The organism is Speluncibacter jeojiensis, assembly GCF_029589495.1.
Lineage (GTDB): Bacteria > Actinomycetota > Actinomycetes > Mycobacteriales > Mycobacteriaceae > Speluncibacter > Speluncibacter jeojiensis.
The window spans coordinates 461,043-480,391 of record NZ_JAAIVF010000003.1 but is presented as its reverse complement, the minus strand read 5'-3'; the positions used below and the strand labels follow the sequence as shown (position 1 = coordinate 480,391).

The following is a 19,349-nucleotide window of genomic DNA, read 5'->3' as shown; positions in this document are numbered from 1 at the left end:
GAACCACAGTGGCAGTCGAGATCTTCTACGACGACGACGCAGATCTGTCGATCATCCAGGGCCGCAAGGTCGCCGTGATCGGCTACGGCAGCCAGGGTCACGCGCACTCGCTGAGCCTGCGCGACTCCGGCGTCGAGGTGCGCATCGGCCTGAAGGAGGGCTCGAAGTCGCGGGCCAAGGCCGAGGAGCAGGGCCTGACCGTCGGCACCCCCGCCGAGGTCTCCGCCTGGGCTGACGTGATCATGGTGCTCGCGCCCGACACCGCGCAGGCCTCGATCTACAAGAACGACATCGAGCCCAACCTCAAGGACGGCGACGCGCTGTTCTTCGGGCACGGCCTGAACATCCACTTCAAGCTGATCGAGGCGCCGGCCAACGTCGTCGTCGCGATGGTCGCGCCGAAGGGCCCGGGCCACCTGGTTCGTCGTCAGTTCGTCGACGGCAAGGGCGTGCCCGCGCTCATCGCGGTCGACCAGGACCCGGCCGGCAACGGGCAGGCGCTCGCGCTGTCCTACGCCAAGGGCATCGGCGGCACCCGCGCCGGCGTCATCAAGACCACCTTCAAGGAAGAGACCGAGACCGACCTGTTCGGTGAGCAGGCCGTGCTCTGCGGTGGCACCGAGAAGCTGGTCCAGACCGGCTTCGAGGTCATGGTCGAGGCGGGCTACGCCCCCGAGATGGCCTACTTCGAGGTGCTGCACGAGCTCAAGCTGATCGTCGACCTCATGTACGAGGGCGGCATCGGCCGGATGAACTACTCGGTCTCCGACACCGCCGAGTTCGGTGGCTACCTCTCCGGCCCGCGCGTCATCGATGCCGGCACCAAGGAGCGCATGAAGGAGGTGCTCGCCGACATCCAGTCCGGTGAGTTCGTCAAGCGCCTCGTCGCCAACGTCGAGGGCGGCAACAAGGAGCTCGAGGCCCTGCGCAAGGAGAACGCCGAGCACCCGATCGAGGTCGTCGGCGCCAAGCTGCGCAGCCTGATGAGCTGGGTCGATCGCCCGATCACCGAGACGGCCTAGTCTCACCGCACAGGCCCGAAGGGCCGCGATACGAAAGAACCCCCGGGCACTCGCCCGGGGGTTCTTCGGTGTTCGCGGTCCGGTCAGGGCACCGGCACGAATCCACGGCCGACCCCGCCCGGGGCCGGGTTCTTGTTCACGTCCGCCATGATCGACTGCATCGTGGTGCCGACCTCCGGGCCGACGCACGGCAGCTCGAGGTAGGCGTTGACCATGCCGACCAGCGTGTTGCCGACCACGACCGGCGAGCCGGAGTCGCCCTCCATCACGCAGATCTGGGTCCACGTGGCGTTGTCGGGTAGATCGGTCATCCAGGTGATGCCGCAGGTGTTGCCGGTGGTCCGGCCCTCCTTGCAGGCGATGTTGGGGAAGTTGGCCGGGGCGCCGATCCGGCTGATGGTCAGGCCGCCGATCCGGTCGACGGGGAGCACCTTGTTCGGATCGAACTGGATCACCGCATAGTCGAGGTTGGGGTCGGACTTGACGAACGTGCCGACCACCCCCGCGGCGGCGTCGAATTCGGGGACGACCTTGGCGCCGGGATCGCCGCAGTGCCCGGCGGTGATCCCGACCAGGTTGTTCTGGGCGTCGTGCCCGATGGTGGTCAGCGTGCAGGCGACATCGCCGTTGATGATGATGCCCGAGCCTCCGCCGAGAACCGCCTTGGCCGGAGCGGCGTTGGCCGGCATGACGCCGACTGTCGCTGCGACGGCCGCGGCTGCCACGACGGTCATTCCGATTTTCTTGATCACGCGTTCCCCTCGGTAGCTGTGGTCATTCCCACATATAGTAAGTGACACCGTGCGGGCTGCTCACCTGATCAGGTGCATCGGCGGCCGTCGCAGCACCCGGCGTGGTACGGCCCGGGCGCCACGGCACCGGCCGGGGAGCGTCCAGCCTGTGGATCACGTTTCGGCTCACATTGCCCCGGGCACTAAACTCGAGGCGCGGGAGTGGCCGGAGCTGTCGGCCGACCTGCGGGGGTGGGTCCCTCGAGCGTCACCGCGCCCACCGGCATCACCATCGTTCGTCCAGCACCATCGACCACGTTAGGGAGTCATACACGTGAGCCAGCAAGGCCGTCCCGTTGTCCTGATCGCCGACAAGCTCGCACCGTCCACTGTCGAGGCTCTCGGCGAGGACGTCGAGGTCCGCTGGGTCGATGGACCCGACCGCCCGGCGCTGCTCGCCGCCGTACCGGAGGCCGACGCGCTTCTGGTCCGCTCCGCCACCACCGTCGACGCCGAGGTGCTGGCCGCCGCCCCCAAGCTGAAGATCGTCGCCCGCGCCGGCGTCGGCCTCGACAACGTCGACGTGCCGGCCGCGACCGCGCGCGGCGTGATGGTGGTCAACGCGCCGACGTCGAACATCCACACCGCTGCCGAGCACGCCGTGTCGCTGATGCTCGCGACCGCCCGGCAGATCCCGGCCGCGGACGCCACGCTGCGTGAGCACACCTGGAAGCGCAGCAGCTTCAACGGTGTCGAGATCTTCGGCAAGACCGTCGGCGTGGTCGGGCTCGGCCGGATCGGGCAGCTGTTCGCGCAGCGCCTGGCCGCGTTCGAGACCCACATCGTCGCGTACGACCCGTACGTCTCCGCGGCCCGCGCCGCCCAACTCGGCATCGAGCTGCTGAGCCTGGACGAGTTGCTCGAGCGCGCCGACCTGATCTCCGTGCACCTGCCGAAGACCCCCGAGACGAAGGGCCTGATCGGCAAGGAGCAGCTCGCCCGCACCAAGAAGGGCGTGATCATCGTCAACGCCGCCCGCGGCGGACTGATCGACGAGCAGGCGCTCTACGACGCCATCAAGTCCGGCCACGTGCGCGGCGCGGGCCTCGACGTGTTCTCCAGCGAGCCGTGCACCGACAGTCCGCTGTTCGAGCTGCCGCAGGTCGTCGTCACCCCGCACCTGGGCGCCTCCACCTCCGAGGCCCAGGACCGTGCGGGTACCGACGTGGCCGCGAGCGTCAAGCTGGCCCTGGCCGGCGAGTTCGTGCCGGACGCGGTCAACGTGCAGGCCGGCGGCGTTGTCGGCGAAGAGGTTTCGCCGTGGCTGGAGCTGGTGCGCAAGCTCGGCGTGCTGACCGGAACCCTCGCCGACGAGGTCCCCACCAGCCTGCAGGTCGACGTCCGCGGCGAGCTGGCCTCGGAGGACGTGGGCATCCTGGCGCTCTCGGCGCTGCGGGGCCTGTTCTCCGCGGTCATCGAGGACGCGGTCACGTTCGTCAACGCGCCGGCCCTGGCCAAGGAGCGTGGTGTCGAGGCGCAGGTGACCAAGGAGTCCGAGAGCCCGAACCACCGCAGCCTGGTCACCCTCAAGGCCGTGTACGGCGACGGCCGGGTGAACTCGGTCGGAGGCACCCTCTCCGGCCCGACGCTGGTCGAGAAGATCGTCAACGTCAACGGACGCAGCTTCGACCTGCGCGCCGAGGGCGACTACGTGCTGGTCGGCTACACCGATCGCCCGGGTGTCATGGGCCAGGTCGGTTCGCTCCTCGGCGAGGCCCAGATCAACATCGAGGCCGCGCAGATCAGCCAGACCGAGGACTCCGAGCACGCGATCATGCTGCTGCGCGTCGACGCCGCGGTCGCCGGCGACGTGCTCGAGCGGATCGGCTCGGCGGTGGGCGCGAAGAACATCGCCGCCGTCAACCTGGACTAGTACCGAGGACGAGGCCGGCCGCCCGAGCAGGCGGCCGGCCTCGGTCTCTCCCGAACGTAGTGAGGATGTGCCCCATGAAGCTTGCTGTCATCGCCGGCGACGGCATCGGCCCCGAGGTGATCGGCGAGGCGCTCAAGGTGCTCGACGCCGTCGTGCCCGGAGTCGCGAAGACCGAGTACGACCTCGGCGCCCGGCGTTACCACGCGACCGGTGAACTGATGCCGGACTCGGTGCTGGCGGAGCTCAAAGAGCACGACGCGATCCTGCTCGGAGCCATCGGCGACCCGTCGGTGCAGAGCGGCGTGCTCGAGCGAGGATTGTTGCTGCACACCAGGTTCGCGCTCGACCACCACGTGAACCTGCGTCCGTCGAAGCTGTTCGCCGGGGTCTCGAGCCCGCTTGCCGGCAACCCGGACATCGACTTCCTGGTGGTGCGCGAGGGCACCGAGGGTCCGTACACGGGCACCGGCGGCGCGATTCGCGTCGGCACCCCGCACGAGGTCGCGACCGAGGTCAGCACCAACACCCGCTTCGGTGTGGAACGTGTTGTGCGCTACGCCTTCGCGAAGGCCATGCAGCGCCGCAAGCATCTGACCCTGGTGCACAAGAACAACGTGCTGGCCTACGCCGGACACCTGTGGACCCGCACCGTCGACGAGATCGCGGCGGAGTTCCCGGAGGTGCAGTCCGACTACATGCACGTCGACGCGGCGACCATCCACATGGTCACCAACCCCGGCCGCTTCGACGTGATCGTCACCGACAACCTGTTCGGCGACATCATCACCGACCTGGCGGCGGCCGTCAGCGGTGGCATCGGCTTGGCCGCCAGCGGCAACATCGATGCGACCGGCACCAACCCGAGCATGTTCGAGCCGGTGCACGGCAGCGCGCCCGACATCGCGGGCCAGGGCAAAGCCGACCCGACCGCCGCGGTGCTGTCGGTGTCGCTGCTGCTCGACCACCTGGGCCGGGCGGACGAATCTGCGAGGATCCAGTCGGCGGTGGCCGCGGACCTCGCCGAGCGGGGCGACGCCGCGTCGAGCACCTCGCAGATCGGCGACCGGATCCTCGGAAGGCTCTGAGCCTCAGAAGATTCGCCACGCGAGCGGCCGCCCGGCATTAGTGCCGGGCGGCCGCTCGCGTCCTCGGTTGCGAGCCGGGTCAATTCGGAACGGCCCGCTCCGCATCCGGCTGCCGCGGGCGGCGCTCCACCGGTACCAACGGCACCGCCAGGATCGGGCACAGCGCGGTGGCCAGGAAGGCCAGCGGATAGCCGAAGGTGCCGATGATCGCACCGAACAGCGGGGGCACGACCGAGGCCGTCAGGTACTGGCTGGTGTTCTGCGCGCCCAGCGCCCTGCCGGACCAGTACGGCCCGCTGATCTCGGCGACGGCGGTGAACGCCAACCCGTTGTCCGCCACCGTGATCACCGAGGCGATCACCAGCAGCGCGATCGACGCCGGCGACGACAGCTGATCGGTCAACGCCAGCAGGGCCATCGCGACCGCGGCGGCGATCGCCACCGTGCGCAGTGGCCGCATGCGACTGCCCGCCCGGTCGGACCAGATCCCGGCCCCCATCCGGCCCAGTGCGCCGAGGATCTGGGACACCACGACGACAACTCCCGCGGCCGGTGCGGACAGGTGCCGGTCGGACATCAGCCACACCAGTGCGAACGTCCACACCGTGAACTGCGGCACCACCAGCAGCACCGAGACCGCGTGGATGCGCCACAGCGCGTTCGACTGCCGATAGGGGTTGTCGAGCGCGCCGTCGCGCGTCTCGGTCGAGCGTGCGGGCCGCGGCGGATCGATCACCCCGACCAGGCAGGCCAGTGCGGCCACCACGTTGACGCCAGCCGGCAGGAGGAACGCCGTACCGATGCCGAAGTGGCCCGCGATCGGCGGGACGGCCATCGCGCCGACGGCGACGCCCAGGGGCTGGGCCATCTGCCGGATGCCCATCGCGGTGCCCCGGCGATGCGCGGGAAACCACCCTGCCACCACCCGTCCGCTGGCGGAGTTCGTGCTGCCCGCGGCCATTCCGCCAACCAGCAGACACGCGCCGACGGCCAGGTAGCCGGAGGCCAGCGCGGCGCCGACGGCCGCCACTGCGGTCAGTGCGGTGCCGGCGACCAGGACGCGCCGCTCGCCGATGCGGTCGACCACCGCACCCCAGGCGATCAGTGTGAGCATCAGCCCGATGGTGGGCATCGCGGCGAGCACGCCCGCCTGGTCCAGTCCCATGCCATGGTCGTCGTGCAGCGCGGGGATGAGGAACGCCACACCGTTGATGAACACGGTGCTGGACGCTGCTGCGAACATGCTCAGCCCCAACATCATCCACGCTTTGCGGGTACTGACTTCGGTGGGGGTGATGGTGACCATTCCGAGCTCCAATCTCACTATGTGAACGAAAGTGTTCAGAGTGTGGATTCGTGTGGGAAGGTTATCCTGCCCGTCGGCGTCGGGAAAGTCGCCGACCAGAATGTGAGATGAGAGGCATCACTACGATGAGTCCCATGCGCCTAGGTCGAATTGCCAGCCCGGACGGGGTCGCCTTCGTGAGCATCGAGGGGGAGGGAGCCGACCAGATCGCCAAGGAGATCGCGGAACACCCGTTCGGAACGCCCACCTTCACCGGCCGCAGCTGGCCGGTCGCCGATGTGCGCCTGCTGGCGCCGATCCTTGCCAGCAAGGTGATCTGCATCGGCAAGAACTACGCCGACCACGCCGCGGAGATGGGTGGCCCCGCGCCGGAGGATCCGGTCATCTTCATGAAGCCGTCCACCTCGATCGTCGGACCCGGCGCCCCGATCGTGCTGCCGCCGACGTCCGACGAGGTCCACTACGAGGGCGAACTGGCGCTGGTCATCGGGCGGCCCTGCAAGGACGTGCCGGCGGCCAAGGCGCTCGACGTGGTGCTCGGCTACACCTGCGCGAACGACGTGTCGGCGCGCGATCACCAGCGCCACGACGGACAGTGGACGCGGGCGAAGAGCCACGACACCTTCTGCCCGCTCGGGCCGTGGATCACCACCGGTCTCGACGCATCGGATGTGGCGATCAGCACCGAACTGAACGGCAAGACCGTGCAGCAGTCCCGGACTTCGCTGCTGCTGCACGACATCCCGAAGATCATCGAATGGGTGTCGGCGGTGATGACACTGCTGCCCGGCGACGTCATCCTCACCGGAACTCCCGCGGGAGTCGGGCAGATCCGCAGCGGTGACAGCGTCAGCGTCACCGTCGAGGGCGTCGGCACGTTGACCAACCCGGTCGTCGACAAGCGCTGAGCACACCCCCGATCGGGGGTGGCGGCCCGGTGGGCCGTGCGGAATCCTGGCTGACGATTGTGTCCGCGGTCACGCCGTGACGGCGGACGTCGCCCCTGCCAAGGAGTCTGATGACCGGCCTCGACACGCCCCTGACCCCGCTGCGCTTCCTGCAGCGTGCGGCCGCGGTACACCCCGACGCGACGGCGATCGTGGACGGACCACGCCGCCTGACCTACGGCGACGTCGCCGACATCGCCGCGAGGGTGGCGCGCACGCTGCGGGAGCGGGGACTGCGGGCGGGGGAGTCGGTGGCGTTCCTCACGCCCAACTCTGCAGAGGCGCTGATCGCGCACTTCGCGGTACCGCTGGCGGGCGGGGTGCTGGTGGCGCTGAACACCCGGCTCTCCACGGACGAGGTGTCGTACGTGCTCGAGCACTCGCGGTCCCGGTACCTGTTCGCGGACGCGGAGTTGCTCGCTCCGGTGCTGTCGGCCGAAGCGCTGCCCGCGGGAGTGCAGGCCGCGGTCGTGCTGCCCGACGCGGACGGCGGGCAGCCGCGGTGTTCGGGTGCCGAGAGCTATTCGTCGTGGCTGGACCCCGCCTCGGACGAGGAGATCTCGTGGGAGGTCGCCGACGAGACCGCGACGATCGCGATCAACTACACCTCCGGGACGACGGGAAAACCCAAGGGCGTCATGTACACCCATCGCGGGGCCTACCTCGCTGCGATGGGCGCGGTGCTCACCCAGGGCCTCTCGCACGAGAGCCGGTATCTGTGGACGTTGCCGATGTTCCACTGCAACGGCTGGTGCACCACCTGGGCGGTGACGGCCGTGGCCGGGGTGCACGTGTGCCTGCGGGCGGTGCGCGGCGACGACATCTGGCGGCTGATCGACGCGGAGCGGGTCGACCGATTGGCGGGCGCACCGACGGTGCTGAGCATCATGGCGGACGCCGCGCCGAACACGGTTCCGGACCAGCCCATCTCGATGGTCACGGCGGGTGCGCCGCCGTCCCCGACGATCATCGCGCGCATGGAGGAACTCGGCATCTCGGTCGTCCACGTCTACGGACTGACCGAGACCTACGGTCCGTACTCGATCTGTGAGTCGCAGCCCGGCTGGGCGGGTCTGGACGTGCACACCCGGTCCCGGTTGCTCGCCCGGCAGGGGGTCGGCATGGTCACCGCGGACGACGTGCGGGTGGTCCGTCGGTCCGCCGGCGCAGAGTTGGCGGACGTTCCGGCGGACGGCGTGACAATGGGCGAGATCGTCATGCGCGGCAACACCGTGATGAAGGGCTATTTCCGGGACGACGACGCCACCGCGGACGCGTTCCGGGGCGGATGGTTCCACTCGGGCGACCTCGGGGTGATGCACGCTGACGGGTATGTGCAGTTGCTCGACCGCGCCAAGGACGTCGTGGTCTCCGGCGGCGAGAACATCTCCACCGTCGAGGTCGAGCAGGCGCTGCTCACGCACGAGGCCGTGCGCGACGTGGCGGTGATCGGGGTACCTGACGTGCGTTGGGGCGAACGGCCCAAGGCGTTCGTCGTGCTCGCCGCGGGCGTGACCGCCGACGAGCAGGAGTTGATCGAGCACACGAGGTCACGCATCGCGAAGTACAAGGCGCCCGCAGCCGTCACCTTCCTGTCGGCGCTGCCGCACACGTCCACCGGGAAGGTGTGCAAAGCCGAACTGCGCGAACGAGAATGGGCCGGACACGCAGCGCGCATCCAGGGCTGACCCGGCGCCGGCGATCAGCAGCCGTTCCCGGTCAGTGCAGTCGTTCGGTGTGCACGGCCTCTGACAGCGGACGGCCCGTACGCCAGCCGAACCGCTCGAGGTCCGGCACCGTCTGCAACCGACTGACCTCGCCGACGCACAGCCAGGCGATCGGCCGCACCGGGGCGACCGCGCCGACCATCTCGGCCAGGAACTCCTCGTGGTAGAACGACACCCACCCGACGCCGAGGCCCTCGGCGGTGGCCGCCAGCCACAGGTTCTGGATGGCCAGCACCGCGGAGAAGACGCCGACGTCGTCGACGGTGTGCCGGCCGAGGATGTGGGTGCCGCCGCGACGGGGGTCGTAGGTGACGACGACGCCGAGCCCGCTCTCCTCGATGCCCTCCACCTTGATCGGATCGAACGTCTCGCGACGGTCGGCCGGCAGCGAGTCGGCGAAGTCCCGGCGGCACTGCGCGACGTGTTCGGCGAACGTGCGCAGCCGCTGCGGGTCGCGGACCAGGACGAAGTCCCACGGCTGGGTGTTGCCGACACTCGGCGCCCGGTGCGCCGCGTCGAGGATGCGGTCGAGCACCGCCGGATCGGCCGCCTCGCCGGTGAACTCGGCGCGGACGTCCCGACGCGTCCGGATCACGTCGTACAGCGGCAGGCGGGGTTCGGTCACGCAGCGACCCTACTTGCCGAAGCTGGGAGGCTAATCTGAAGGTCGATCCGTCCCCCTCGAGCAAAGTGAGCCATGAGCACCCCAGACACGACCGTCGTCGACGACCACAGCGCCGTCCGCGTCCGCTTCTGCCCCTCGCCGACCGGCACCCCGCACGTCGGGCTGGTCCGGACCGCACTGTTCAACTGGGCCTTCGCCCGGCACCACGGGGGTACCTTCGTCTTCCGGATCGAGGACACCGACGCGGCCCGTGACAGCGAGGAGTCGTACCAGGCGATCCTCGACGCGCTGCGCTGGCTCGGCCTGGACTGGGACGAGGGGCCGGAGGTCGGCGGGCCGCACGCGCCGTACCGGCAGTCGCAGCGGCGCGACCTGCACCTCGACGTTGTGCGCCGGCTGCTGGAGGCGGGGGAGGCCTACGAGTCGTTCTCCACGCCCGAGGAGGTCGAGGCCCGGCACAAGACCGCCGGCCGGGACCCGAAGCTCGGTTACGACAACTTCGACCGGGACCTGACCGACGAGCAGCGCGCGGCGTACCTGGCGGAGGGGCGGTCCGCGGTGGTGCGGCTGCGCATGCCCGACCACGACCTCACGTGGGTCGACCTGGTGCGCGGCGAGACGACGTTCCGGGCCGGCACGGTGCCGGACTTCGCGCTCACCCGCAGCAACGGCATCCCGCTGTACACGCTGGTCAATCCGGTGGACGACGCGATGATGCGGATCACGCACGTGCTGCGCGGCGAGGACCTGCTGTCCTCGACCCCGCGGCAGCTCGCGCTGTACGAGGCGCTTCAGCGGATCGGCGTGGCCGAGTTCACCCCGCGGTTCGGGCACCTGCCGTTCGTGATGGGACAGGGCAACAAGAAGCTGTCCAAGCGCGACCCCGAATCGAATCTGTTCATCCACCGCGACCGGGGTTTCATCCCGGAGGGCCTGCTGAACTACCTGGCGCTGCTGGGCTGGAGCATCGCCGACGATCACGACGTGTTCTCGCTCGACGAGATGGTCGCGGCCTTCGACATCTCGAGGGTCAACTCCAATCCCGCGCGGTTCGACCAGAAGAAGGCCGACGCGATCAACGCCGAGCACATCCGGCTGCTCGAGCCGGCCGACTTCGCGGCGCGCCTGCGCGAGTTCCTGACCGTGCACGGGCACCTGAGCGGCCCGGTGGACGAGCAGGTCTTCGCCACCGCGGCCGATCTGGTCCAGACGCGGATCGTCGTGCTCTCCGATGCGTGGGGGCTGCTGCGGTTCCTGTTCGTCGACGAGGCCGATTTCACCGTCGACCCGGCAGCTGCGGCGAAGAACCTGGGCGAGGACGCCGGCCCAGTGCTGGATGCGGCACTGGCGGCGCTCGACGGATTGTCCGAGTGGACCGCGGCGGCGCTGGAGGAGGCGCTCAAGTCGGCGCTGATCGACGGACTCGGGCTCAAGCCGCGCAAGGCCTTTGCGCCGGTGCGCGTGGCCGTCACCGGTTCGCACATCAGCCCGCCGCTCTACGAGTCGATGGAGCTGCTGGGACGGGACACCACCCTGGCCCGGATGCGCTCGGCGCGCGCCGAATTCTGTTGATCAGGGCCTCTGACCAGCCGATTTGGTGAATGGGGAGGAGGCTTTGGTAGTCTTCTTCTCGGTCGAGAACGAGGGCGCAGCGCGACCGAGCGAGGCGCTCACGGACCCGACCAATGGGGTATGGTGTAATTGGCAACACAGCTGATTCTGGTTCAGCCATTCTAGGTTCGAGTCCTGGTACCCCAGCAACGAGTTCGTCAGAATTCAGACGCGAAGCCGCGATTTGGATGTGAGACTCGGGCCAGCTAAGCTGGCTGAGCCGCAGAGTTCCGAACACAAATAGTGTGTCGAACTGTGCAGCGGGACAACAGAATATAGGTCTTGGCCCCGTCGTCTAGCGGCCTAGGACACCGCCCTCTCAAGGCGGCGGCGCGGGTTCGAATCCCGTCGGGGCTACAAGAGAAACAAGACGCTCATCGCAATTGCGATGAGCGTCTTGTTTTTTTCTGATCGTTTTTCGGCGGCTCAGCCGCTCTTGCGGCGGAACTCGCGCTTGTGCTCGGCGGGGCCGTGGGTGTGATGAATCTTCGAGTCGCCGGCCGCCTGGGCCGACGGCGCCGTCGATCGATGGTTCTTGCGGTCCAGGGCCTCGCGGAAGCTCTGTTTGATCCGTTCGTTCTCGGCATCGGTCACGGTGCACTCCTCCCGATCGGGTGTGAGCCGACGGTACCCCGCGGGTCGTGCGGTGTCGTGGGGTTTTCGCCGCCGGGCGCCATCCAGAGGCGGGTGGCGCCCGGCGGCGCAACGGGGAGGTAAGTGCGCCGGCGCGAGGGGTCAGAGATACTGCGCGGTGCTCCCCGCCACCGGCATCTCAGGCAGTCCGAGCTTGCGATGATCCCAGCTGCGGACGCGGTCCGGGTCGATCCGGACGGCGACGCGCTTGTGCAGCATCATCTCGACGGCTGGGCGCATCTGCTCGGTGTAGGCGCCGTGGTAACGCTCCCAGATCTGCACCCCCAACGCCCACAGTGCGTCGGGATCCTCGACGATCGTCGCGCGGCCCTCGATCGACACGCCGCGCAGGGTGTCGTAAGTCTGGCCGGCCTCGACCATCGCGGTGATCCGGCCGTCGCGGCGCAGGTTCAGGACCTTCTGTGCCTTCGCCTTGGTCTCGAACCAGATGCGGCCGTCGATGACGGCGTACCACATGGCAATCAGGTGCGGGGTGCCCGACGGGCCGACGGTCGCGATCGTCGCGGTGCGGCTGTGGTCGAGGAACTCGGCGATCTCCGCCTCGCTCATCTTGATCTGGTCGCGCTGTTTCACGCCCATGTCTTCGCCTCTCGGTACTCGGCGGTGGGTGAGATGGATCACCGCTCGTGCGACCACGATGCCACGGGCCTCACAGACGCTTGTGCAGTGCCTCCGCCGCCGCCAGCAGGTCCGCGGCCCAGCGTGCGCCGGGGCGTCGTCCCATCCGGTCGATCGGTCCGGACACGGAGATCGAGGCGACCACGTCTCCGGCCGAATTGCGTACCGGGGCAGCGACGCTGGCCACACCGGACTCTCGCTCCGCGGCGCTCTGCGCCCAGCCGCGGCGGCGCACCTCGACCAGCGTGCGTTCGCCGAACGCGGCATCGGGGAGGACAGCCTTCTGGGTGCCGGCGTCGGCCCACGCGAGGAGCACCTTGGCCCCCGAGCCGGCGGTCATCGGCAGGCGGGTGCCCACGGGGACCGTGTCGCGCAACCCCGTCGGAGGCTCCATCGAGGCGATGCACAGTCGCTGCAGGCCGTCGCGTCGATACAGTTGCACGCTCTCGCCGGTGATCTCGCGCAGCCGGGGCAGCACGCTCGCGGCTGCCTCGACGAGCGGGTCGACGGCGGTGGCGGCGAGTTCGGCGAGTGCGGGACCGGTCTGCCAGGTGCCGTCGGCATCGCGCACGAGCAACCGGTGCACCTCCAGGCCGACCGCGAGGCGGTGCGCGGTGGCGCGGGGCAGCCCCGTCCGCTGACAGAGCTGGGTGAGGTTGCAGGGCTGTTCGGCCACCGCATGCAGTACGCCCATTGCTTTGTCGAGTACGCCGATGCCGCTATGCTGTCTCACACAGCGATACTAACCTCCCAAATCATGAGATGGCGAAATCTGCGCGCAGAGCTCGCGGGAGGCGTCGCCGACAGGTGTGGGCCGGTCGCCGCGGGTGGCGGGTGCCGCGCGGAAGTGGAACCCAGAGGGACGGAATGGTTATGGATGGCATGGAGAATCCGGCGGGCAACACGGTGAGCAGGCCGCGAACCCTGGCCGAGAAGGTCTGGGACGACCATGTGGTGGTGCGCGGCGAGGGCGAGGGCAGCGCACGGCAGCCCGACCTCATCTACATCGACCTGCACCTGGTGCACGAGGTGACCAGTCCGCAGGCGTTCGACGGGCTTCGGCTGGCCGGACGCGGGCTCCGCCGTCCCGACCTGACGATCGCCACCGAGGACCACAACGTCCCCACCGTCGACATCGACAAGCCCATCGCGGACCCGGTCTCGCGCACGCAGGTCGAGACCCTGCGCCGCAACTGTGCGGAGTTCGGCGTTCGCCTGCACCCCATGGGCGACATCGACCAGGGCATCGTCCACGTCGTCGGGCCGCAGCTGGGCCTGACGCAGCCGGGCATGACCGTGGTGTGCGGTGATTCGCACACCTCGACCCACGGCGCGTTCGGCGCGCTGGCGATGGGCATCGGCACGTCCGAGGTCGAGCACGTGATGGCCACCCAGACCTTGTCGCTGCGCCCGTTCAAGACGATGGCGATCACGGTCGACGGCGAACTGCCGGAAGGTGTGACGAGCAAGGACCTGATCCTCGCGGTGATCGCCGAGATCGGCACCGGAGGTGGGCAGGGCTATGTGCTCGAGTACCGCGGACCGGCCATCGAGAAGATGTCGATGGAAGCGCGGATGACCATCTGCAACATGTCCATCGAGGCCGGCGCCCGCGCCGGCATGATCGCGCCGGACCAGACCACGTACGACTTCATCGAGGGCCGTCCGCACGCACCGGCCGGCCCCGAGTGGGACGAGGCGGTCGCGGCCTGGGATCGCCTGCGCACGGACGAGGGCGCGGTCTTCGACCGTGAGGTGCGCATCGACGGCGCCGCGCTGACGCCGTTCGTGACCTGGGGCACGAACCCCGGTCAGGGGTTGCCGCTGGGTGCGTCGGTGCCCGACCCCGCGCAGATCGTCGACGAGGGCGAGTCCCAGGCGGCGGAGAAGGCGCTGCGGTACATGGGTCTCGAGCCGGGCACCCCGCTGCGGGAGGTCGCCGTCGACACCGTCTTCGTCGGCTCGTGCACGAACGGCCGCATCGAGGATCTGCGCGCGGTCGCCTCGGTGCTCGAGGGGCGCCACGTCGCGCCGGGTATGCGGATGCTGGTGGTGCCCGGCTCGATGCGGGTGCGGGCGCAGGCCGAGGAGGAGGGGCTGGGTGACATCTTCACCGCGGCCGGCGCCGAGTGGCGTCAGGCCGGGTGCTCGATGTGCCTGGGGATGAACCCCGATCAGCTCGAAGCGGGCGAACGTTGCGCCTCGACGTCGAACCGGAACTTCGAAGGGCGCCAGGGTAAAGGCGGGCGCACCCACCTGGTCTCACCGCTGGTCGCGGCGGCCACCGCGGTGCGCGGCACCCTCTCGTCCCCCGCCGATCTGGACTAATCGGACAGAATCGAAAGTCAGGAAACTAACTGTCATGGAAGCGTTTACGACTCACACCGGCATCGGCGTCCCGTTGCGGCGGTCGAACGTCGACACCGATCAGATCATCCCGGCTGTCTACCTCAAGCGAGTCACCCGGACCGGATTCGAGGACGGCCTCTTCGCCGCGTGGCGCGGCGATCCGCAGTTCATCCTCAACGTCGCGCCCTTCGATCGGGGCACCGTGCTGGTGGCCGGACCCGACTTCGGCACCGGCTCGTCGCGTGAGCACGCCGTCTGGGCCTTGTCCGACTATGGGTTCCGGGTGGTCATTTCGTCCCGGTTTGCGGATATTTTCCGCGGGAATGCCGGCAAGGCGGGTCTGCTCGCCGCTCAGGTCGAACAACCCGATGTGGAACTGATCTGGAAGGTGCTCGAGGAGCACCCTGGGACGGAGGTCACAGTCGACCTCGTCACACGTACGGTCGCCGCGGGAAGTCTGGTGGTGCCGTTCGGTATTGACGACTACACCCGCTGGCGACTGCTGGAAGGCCTCGATGACATCGGTCTCACCCTGAGGCAGGTCGATCGGATCTCTGAATTCGAGAAGTCAAGGCCCGCTTGGAAACCCACCACAATCGTCACTTCCGGATAGCGGTCGGCCCCCACGTCGGGCCCACGGGGATTTCGTCGAAAATTGGCGTGCCACATGGACTACTGATAATTTGCGGTTTACCGTTTTAACTAGTCGGTCCGACGTGGGCCACCGTTTTCGGAGGTTTCAATGAACAAGGCAGAGCTCATCGAGCGGCTGACCGAGCGGCTGGAGACCGATCGTCGGACCGCCACCAACGCAGTCGAGGAGTTCATCGATCTCGTCGTCCGCGCGGTCAACAAGGGCGAGAGCGTCACCATCACCGGCTTCGGCGTCTTCGAGAAGCGCAAGCGTGCACCCAGGGTCGCGCGTAACCCGCGTACCGGGGAGACCGTGAAGGTCAAGGCCACCAAGGTGCCGGCCTTCCGTCCGGGTGCCCGATTCAAGGCGATCGTGGCCGGCCAGGAGAAGCTGCCGTCCGAGGGTCCTGCCGTCAAGCGGGGTTCGGGCGCGGCCACCACGGCGGCGGCCAAGAAGACCACGGCGGCGAAGAAGACCACCGCGGCAGCGAAGAAGACCGCGGCGGCCAAGAAGGCCCCGGCCAAGAAGACCACCACCACCGCGGCAGCGAAGAAGACCGCGGCGGCCAAGAAGACCACCGCGGCAGCGAAGAAGACCGCGGCGGCCAAGAAGGCCCCGGCCAAGAAGACCACCACCACGGCGGCGGCGAAGAAGACCACCGCGGCGAAGAAGACCACCGCGGCCAAGACCGCCGCAGCGAAGAAGGCCCCGGCCAAGACCACGGCGGCGAAGAAGACCACCGCGGCAGCGAAGAAGACCACGGCGGCCAAGAAGGCCCCGGCCAAGAAGACCACCACCCGCCGCGCCACCAAGCGCTAGGTGCCTGGGCGGTAGGCACCCGGGGCGACCCGGTCATGTGAGACAGCCGAACGACAGTGGCGGCGGACGCGAGTCCGCCGCCACTGTCGTGTTCGGTGGCGCAGCCGTGTTCGGTGCGTCAGGCCGGAGGCGGTCCCAGGTGGTCCGCGGCCTGCAGGATCCCCTTGGACAGAAACAGCACCCACGTGCTGGCTTTGCGGTTCTCGGCCCGCGGCAACGTCACCGAGTCGCGGTCCGCCCACCAGCGCATCAGGTCGGGGATGACACCCGATTGGCTGCACAGCACATGGACTCCCGGATCGGCGGCGATCTCGCGAGCGCGCTTGCGCGCGCGGGCCGGATCCGTGGCGTAGGCCTCCTCGGAGAGGGCGGGCTCGCTGTGGATGGTGGTGCCGAGGCGATTCGCCAGCGGGGTCACCGTCTCGATGCAGCGGGTGCGGTCGGCCGTGTGGATGTCGGTGGCGCCGAAGGCGAGCAGTTGGTCGATCAGCCGTTCGGCCTGGCCACGCCCGGTCCGGTCCAACGGCCGGAGCGTGTCGTCGCCGTCGAAGGAACCGCGCCGGCCCGCCTTGGCGTGCCGGACGACCAGGAGCACACTCTGGCGCGGCGGCGGTTCGACGAAGCTGTCGAGCACCTCCCGGTCGATGTCCTGGGTCACGGCGGCGCGGGCGTGCGACCGCGACAGCCATTGCAGCCGGTCGACTTCCCCGTTCGGCTCGAATTCGCCGCTCAGGGCTTGCGCAGACCAGTAGTCGACCTGCTTGATGCGACCGCTGTCGATCGGGTAGCTGACCTGACACAGATGCCGGTCGAGGCGAGCGGCGGCGCCGGTCTCCTCCGCGATCTCGCGTACCGCCGCGGCTGCCGGTGTCTCTCCCGGGTCGAGCTTGCCCTTGGGCAGCGACCAGTCGTCGTAGCGCGGGCGGTGGATGACGGCGAACTGCAGCTTCTTTCCGTCCGGATGGCGGCGCCAGAGCACACCCCCGGCAGCCAGGATCGGCGCCACGCTCACAGCGCCGCGGCTCGGTGCTGCAGCATCATCGCCACCTGGTGGTCGCGAACCTCCTCACCGGCGGCCGGTGCGGCGACCCATCGTCCCTCTCCGTCGAGGACCCAGCACCGGGTGGTGGGATCGAGTGCGGAGTCGAAGATCTCGCCGAGCTGCCGGGTGAGGCGCGGGTCCTTGACCTGCGCCATGACCTCGACGCGGCGGTCGAGGTTGCGGTGCATCATGTCGGCGCTGCCGATCCAGTACTCGTCGGCGCCCGCGAAGTGCAGGATGCGGGAGTGCTCCAGGAACCTGCCGAGAATCGATCGCACGGTGATGTTCTCGCTCAGTCCCGGAACGCCGGGCTTGAGCGCGCAGATCCCGCGGACGACGATCTCGACGGGGACCCCGGCCTGCGATGCGCGGTACAGCGCATCGATGACCTGCTCGTCGACGAGAGCGTTGGCCTTCAAGCGGACCCGCCCGGGCCGGCCGGCGTGCTTGTGCGCCACCTCGGCCTCGATCCGCTCGATGATCCCGGAGCGGATGCCGCGTGGCGCGACCAACAGGTTGCGGTACTGGGTGACCCGCGAATAGCCGGTGAGCGAGTTGAACAGATCGGTCAGGTCGGCGCCGATCTCGGGTGCGGCCGTGAGCAGGCCGACATCTTCGTACAGACGGGCGGTCTTGGGGTTGTAGTTGCCGGTGCCGATGTGGCAGTAGCGCCGGATCGTCGACCCCTCGCGGCGCACGACCAGGCATGTCTTGCAGTGGGTCTTGAGCCCGACCAGACCGTAGACCACGTGCACCCCGGCCTGCTCGAGTTTGCGGGCCCACTTGATGTTTGCCTGCTCGTCGAAGCGGGCCTTGATCTCGACAAGGGCGACAACCTGTTTGCCGGCCTCGGCGGCGTCGACGAGCGCGTTGACGATCGGGGAGTCGCCGGAGGTGCGGTACAGGGTCTGCTTGATGGCCAGCACCTGAGGATCGGCGGCGGCCTGCTCGATGAAGCGCTGCACGCTGGTCGAGAACGAGTCGTACGGATGGTGCACGAGCACGTCGCCGTCACGCAGCGTCGCGAAGACGCTCTTCGGGGTCTCCCGTTCGGCGAAGGCCGGGTGGGTGGCCGGCACGAACGGTGCGTCCTTGAGCGTCGGCCGGTCCAGGGCGTAGATCTCCATCAGTCCGGTCATGTCGAGCAGCCCGGGAACCTTGATCACGTCGTCGGGGTCGACATCGAGCTCCCGCAACAGCAATTCGAGCATGTGCTCGCTCATGCCGTCCTCGACCTCCAGGCGAACCGGGGAACCGAATCGGCGCCGCGCCAGCTCCCGCTCGAGGGCCTGCAGCAGATCCTCGTCGCGATCCTCCTCGACCTCGAAGTCCGCGTTCCGGGTGACGCGGAACGCGTGGTGCTCGGCGACGTGCATGCCGTGGAAGAGCACGTCGAGGTGTGCGGCGATCAGGTCCTCCATCGGGAGGAAGGCCACCGCCGCGGTCTTGTCCCGGGTGGGGTTGTTCACCCGCAGGAACCGGTTCACGTTGTCGGGGACCTTGACCCTGGCGAAATGTTCACCGCCACTGGACGAGTCCTTCACGGTGACCGCCAGGTTCAGGCTCAGGCCGCTGATGTACGGGAACGGGTGCGCGGGGTCGACGGCGAGCGGCGTGAGCACGGGGAAGACCTGGTCGTGGAAGTGCTCGGAGAGCCGCTTGCGCTCGTCGCCGTCGAGCGCGGCCCATGAGGTCAGGGTGACCCCGGCCGCGGCGAGCTCGGGCAGCACCGATTCGGAGAGCACGTGGGCGTGCTTGTTCGCGAGTTCCTGGGCCTCGGTGGCGATCAGCGCGAGTTGCTCGCGGGGCGAGAGCCCGTCGGCGGAGCGCACCGACAGCCCCGTCTCGTCGCGGCGCTTGAGCCCGGCCACCCGGACCATGTAGAACTCGTCGAGGTTCGAGGCGTAGATCGACAGGAACTTGGCCCGCTCGAGGACCGGCAGCGAGGCGTCCTCGGCGAGGGCCAGCACCCGCGAGTTGAAGTCGAGCCAGCTCAACTCCCGGTTGAGGTATCGGTCCTCCGGGAGGTCGGGCACCCGCGCGTCGAGCGCCACCGTCGCGGCAGGCGGCGCGGACGGCGGGACGGTGCGGCCTCCGTCAGTGCGCGGTGCACCCTCGCCCCGCGCGGCACCGTCGCCGCGTGCCTCTGTCGTCGCGGTGGCGGTCGCCTGACCGTCGTGCGAGGCCTGTCGAATCTCCTGGAATCCCGCTTCGTCGCCCACGCACCGATCATCCCCCATCCGGAG

General features: G+C 69.0%; 17 protein-coding genes and 2 tRNA genes. 11 read left to right on the top strand and 8 right to left on the bottom strand.

Annotated features, from left to right (window positions below; all coding sequences use genetic code 11):
* The first annotated feature begins 8 nt into the window (after nucleotides 1-8).
* Nucleotides 9-1,022 carry a ketol-acid reductoisomerase gene (ilvC, locus tag G4X40_RS13230; RefSeq protein ID WP_277833043.1) on the top strand — a complete coding sequence of 338 codons (1,014 nt, stop codon included), beginning with the start codon at nucleotides 9-11 and terminating at the stop codon, nucleotides 1,020-1,022.
* An 83-nt stretch (nucleotides 1,023-1,105) separates the two neighbouring features.
* On the opposite strand, the gene G4X40_RS13225 is transcribed toward ilvC, so the two are convergent.
* Nucleotides 1,106-1,774: a chymotrypsin family serine protease gene (locus G4X40_RS13225; RefSeq protein WP_408642194.1), complete on the bottom strand. Its 669-nt coding sequence runs from the start codon at nucleotides 1,772-1,774 to the stop codon at nucleotides 1,106-1,108.
* 313 nt (nucleotides 1,775-2,087) lie between these two features.
* Between G4X40_RS13225 and serA the strand changes: the two genes are divergently transcribed.
* Both serA and G4X40_RS13215 read left to right on the top strand, forming a co-directional pair.
* A complete protein-coding gene (gene serA / locus G4X40_RS13220) occupies nucleotides 2,088-3,686 on the top strand; it encodes a phosphoglycerate dehydrogenase (RefSeq protein WP_277833040.1) in 1,599 nt (532 codons plus the stop codon).
* A gap of 74 nt (nucleotides 3,687-3,760) precedes the next feature.
* Entirely contained in the window at nucleotides 3,761-4,771 is a 1,011-nt protein-coding gene (locus G4X40_RS13215) for a 3-isopropylmalate dehydrogenase (RefSeq protein WP_277833038.1), read from the top strand.
* Nucleotides 4,772-4,850: 79 nt separating this feature from the next.
* Here G4X40_RS13215 and G4X40_RS13210 read toward each other — a convergent pair whose 3' ends face one another.
* Entirely contained in the window at nucleotides 4,851-6,077 is a 1,227-nt protein-coding gene (locus tag G4X40_RS13210) for an MFS transporter (protein WP_277833036.1), read from the bottom strand.
* Between the two features lie 134 nt (nucleotides 6,078-6,211).
* Between G4X40_RS13210 and G4X40_RS13205 the strand changes: the two genes are divergently transcribed.
* Together G4X40_RS13205 and G4X40_RS13200 are read left to right on the top strand one after the other, a co-directional pair.
* Entirely contained in the window at nucleotides 6,212-6,985 is a 774-nt protein-coding gene (locus tag G4X40_RS13205) for a fumarylacetoacetate hydrolase family protein (protein ID WP_277833035.1), read from the top strand.
* Between the two features lie 110 nt (nucleotides 6,986-7,095).
* Entirely contained in the window at nucleotides 7,096-8,712 is a 1,617-nt protein-coding gene (locus G4X40_RS13200; RefSeq protein WP_277833034.1) for an AMP-binding protein, read from the top strand.
* A 31-nt stretch (nucleotides 8,713-8,743) separates the two neighbouring features.
* On the opposite strand, the gene bluB is transcribed toward G4X40_RS13200, so the two are convergent.
* Complete coding sequence (gene bluB, locus G4X40_RS13195; RefSeq protein WP_408642201.1) at nucleotides 8,744-9,355, bottom strand: 5,6-dimethylbenzimidazole synthase; 612 nt, start codon at nucleotides 9,353-9,355, stop codon at nucleotides 8,744-8,746.
* A gap of 93 nt (nucleotides 9,356-9,448) precedes the next feature.
* Here bluB and gltX point away from each other — a divergent pair, with 93 nt between their 5' ends.
* The 3 genes from gltX to G4X40_RS13180 all read left to right on the top strand — a co-directional run bounded on the left by gltX (nucleotide 9,449) and on the right by G4X40_RS13180 (nucleotide 11,344).
* Nucleotides 9,449-10,948, top strand: a complete 1,500-nt coding sequence (gene gltX, locus G4X40_RS13190; RefSeq protein WP_277833032.1) for a glutamate--tRNA ligase — start codon at nucleotides 9,449-9,451, stop codon at nucleotides 10,946-10,948.
* Between the two features lie 114 nt (nucleotides 10,949-11,062).
* A tRNA-Gln gene (locus tag G4X40_RS13185) sits at nucleotides 11,063-11,134 on the top strand.
* Nucleotides 11,135-11,271: 137 nt separating this feature from the next.
* Nucleotides 11,272-11,344, top strand: a tRNA-Glu gene (locus tag G4X40_RS13180).
* Nucleotides 11,345-11,413: 69 nt separating this feature from the next.
* Here the strand turns inward: G4X40_RS13180 and G4X40_RS13175 are convergent.
* From G4X40_RS13175 to G4X40_RS13165, 3 genes are all read right to left on the bottom strand, one after another.
* On the bottom strand, nucleotides 11,414-11,581 hold the full coding sequence (locus G4X40_RS13175; RefSeq protein ID WP_277833030.1) for a DUF5302 domain-containing protein: 168 nt from the start codon (nucleotides 11,579-11,581) through the stop codon (nucleotides 11,414-11,416).
* A 141-nt stretch (nucleotides 11,582-11,722) separates the two neighbouring features.
* The gene (locus tag G4X40_RS13170; protein WP_277833028.1) at nucleotides 11,723-12,220 is read right to left on the bottom strand and encodes a pyridoxamine 5'-phosphate oxidase family protein; all 498 of its coding nucleotides are present in this window, start codon (nucleotides 12,218-12,220) and stop codon (nucleotides 11,723-11,725) included.
* Nucleotides 12,221-12,290: 70 nt separating this feature from the next.
* Nucleotides 12,291-12,992 (bottom strand): IclR family transcriptional regulator, encoded by a 702-nt coding sequence (locus G4X40_RS13165; RefSeq protein ID WP_277833026.1) that lies wholly within the window; start codon nucleotides 12,990-12,992, stop codon nucleotides 12,291-12,293.
* Nucleotides 12,993-13,141: 149 nt separating this feature from the next.
* On the opposite strand from G4X40_RS13165, the gene leuC reads away from it, so the two are divergent.
* The 3 genes from leuC to G4X40_RS13150 all read left to right on the top strand — a co-directional run bounded on the left by leuC (nucleotide 13,142) and on the right by G4X40_RS13150 (nucleotide 16,061).
* On the top strand, nucleotides 13,142-14,587 hold the full coding sequence (gene leuC / locus G4X40_RS13160) for a 3-isopropylmalate dehydratase large subunit (protein WP_277833025.1): 1,446 nt from the start codon (nucleotides 13,142-13,144) through the stop codon (nucleotides 14,585-14,587).
* Between the two features lie 34 nt (nucleotides 14,588-14,621).
* Complete coding sequence (gene leuD / locus G4X40_RS13155; RefSeq protein WP_277833023.1) at nucleotides 14,622-15,221, top strand: 3-isopropylmalate dehydratase small subunit; 600 nt, start codon at nucleotides 14,622-14,624, stop codon at nucleotides 15,219-15,221.
* Between the two features lie 129 nt (nucleotides 15,222-15,350).
* A complete protein-coding gene (locus tag G4X40_RS13150; protein WP_277833021.1) occupies nucleotides 15,351-16,061 on the top strand; it encodes an HU family DNA-binding protein in 711 nt (236 codons plus the stop codon).
* A 118-nt stretch (nucleotides 16,062-16,179) separates the two neighbouring features.
* On the opposite strand, the gene G4X40_RS13145 is transcribed toward G4X40_RS13150, so the two are convergent.
* Entirely contained in the window at nucleotides 16,180-17,073 is an 894-nt protein-coding gene (locus G4X40_RS13145) for an NUDIX hydrolase (RefSeq protein WP_277833019.1), read from the bottom strand.
* Nucleotides 17,070-19,325 (bottom strand): RNA degradosome polyphosphate kinase, encoded by a 2,256-nt coding sequence (locus tag G4X40_RS13140; RefSeq protein WP_277833017.1) that lies wholly within the window; start codon nucleotides 19,323-19,325, stop codon nucleotides 17,070-17,072. The genes G4X40_RS13145 and G4X40_RS13140 overlap by 4 nt, the downstream gene beginning before the upstream one ends.
* Nucleotides 19,326-19,349 lie beyond the last annotated feature (24 nt).

Coding starts and splice junctions, on each gene's coding strand:
- G4X40_RS13215 (WP_277833038.1), top strand. CDS start 3,761: ATGAAGCTTGCTGTCATCGCCGGCGACGGCATCGGCCCCGAGGTGATC.
- G4X40_RS13210 (WP_277833036.1), bottom strand. CDS start 6,077: ATGGTCACCATCACCCCCACCGAAGTCAGTACCCGCAAAGCGTGGATG.
- G4X40_RS13205 (WP_277833035.1), top strand. CDS start 6,212: ATGCGCCTAGGTCGAATTGCCAGCCCGGACGGGGTCGCCTTCGTGAGC.
- G4X40_RS13200 (WP_277833034.1), top strand. CDS start 7,096: ATGACCGGCCTCGACACGCCCCTGACCCCGCTGCGCTTCCTGCAGCGT.
- gltX (WP_277833032.1), top strand. CDS start 9,449: ATGAGCACCCCAGACACGACCGTCGTCGACGACCACAGCGCCGTCCGC.
- G4X40_RS13170 (WP_277833028.1), bottom strand. CDS start 12,220: ATGGGCGTGAAACAGCGCGACCAGATCAAGATGAGCGAGGCGGAGATC.
- leuC (WP_277833025.1), top strand. CDS start 13,142: ATGGAGAATCCGGCGGGCAACACGGTGAGCAGGCCGCGAACCCTGGCC.
- leuD (WP_277833023.1), top strand. CDS start 14,622: ATGGAAGCGTTTACGACTCACACCGGCATCGGCGTCCCGTTGCGGCGG.
- G4X40_RS13150 (WP_277833021.1), top strand. CDS start 15,351: ATGAACAAGGCAGAGCTCATCGAGCGGCTGACCGAGCGGCTGGAGACC.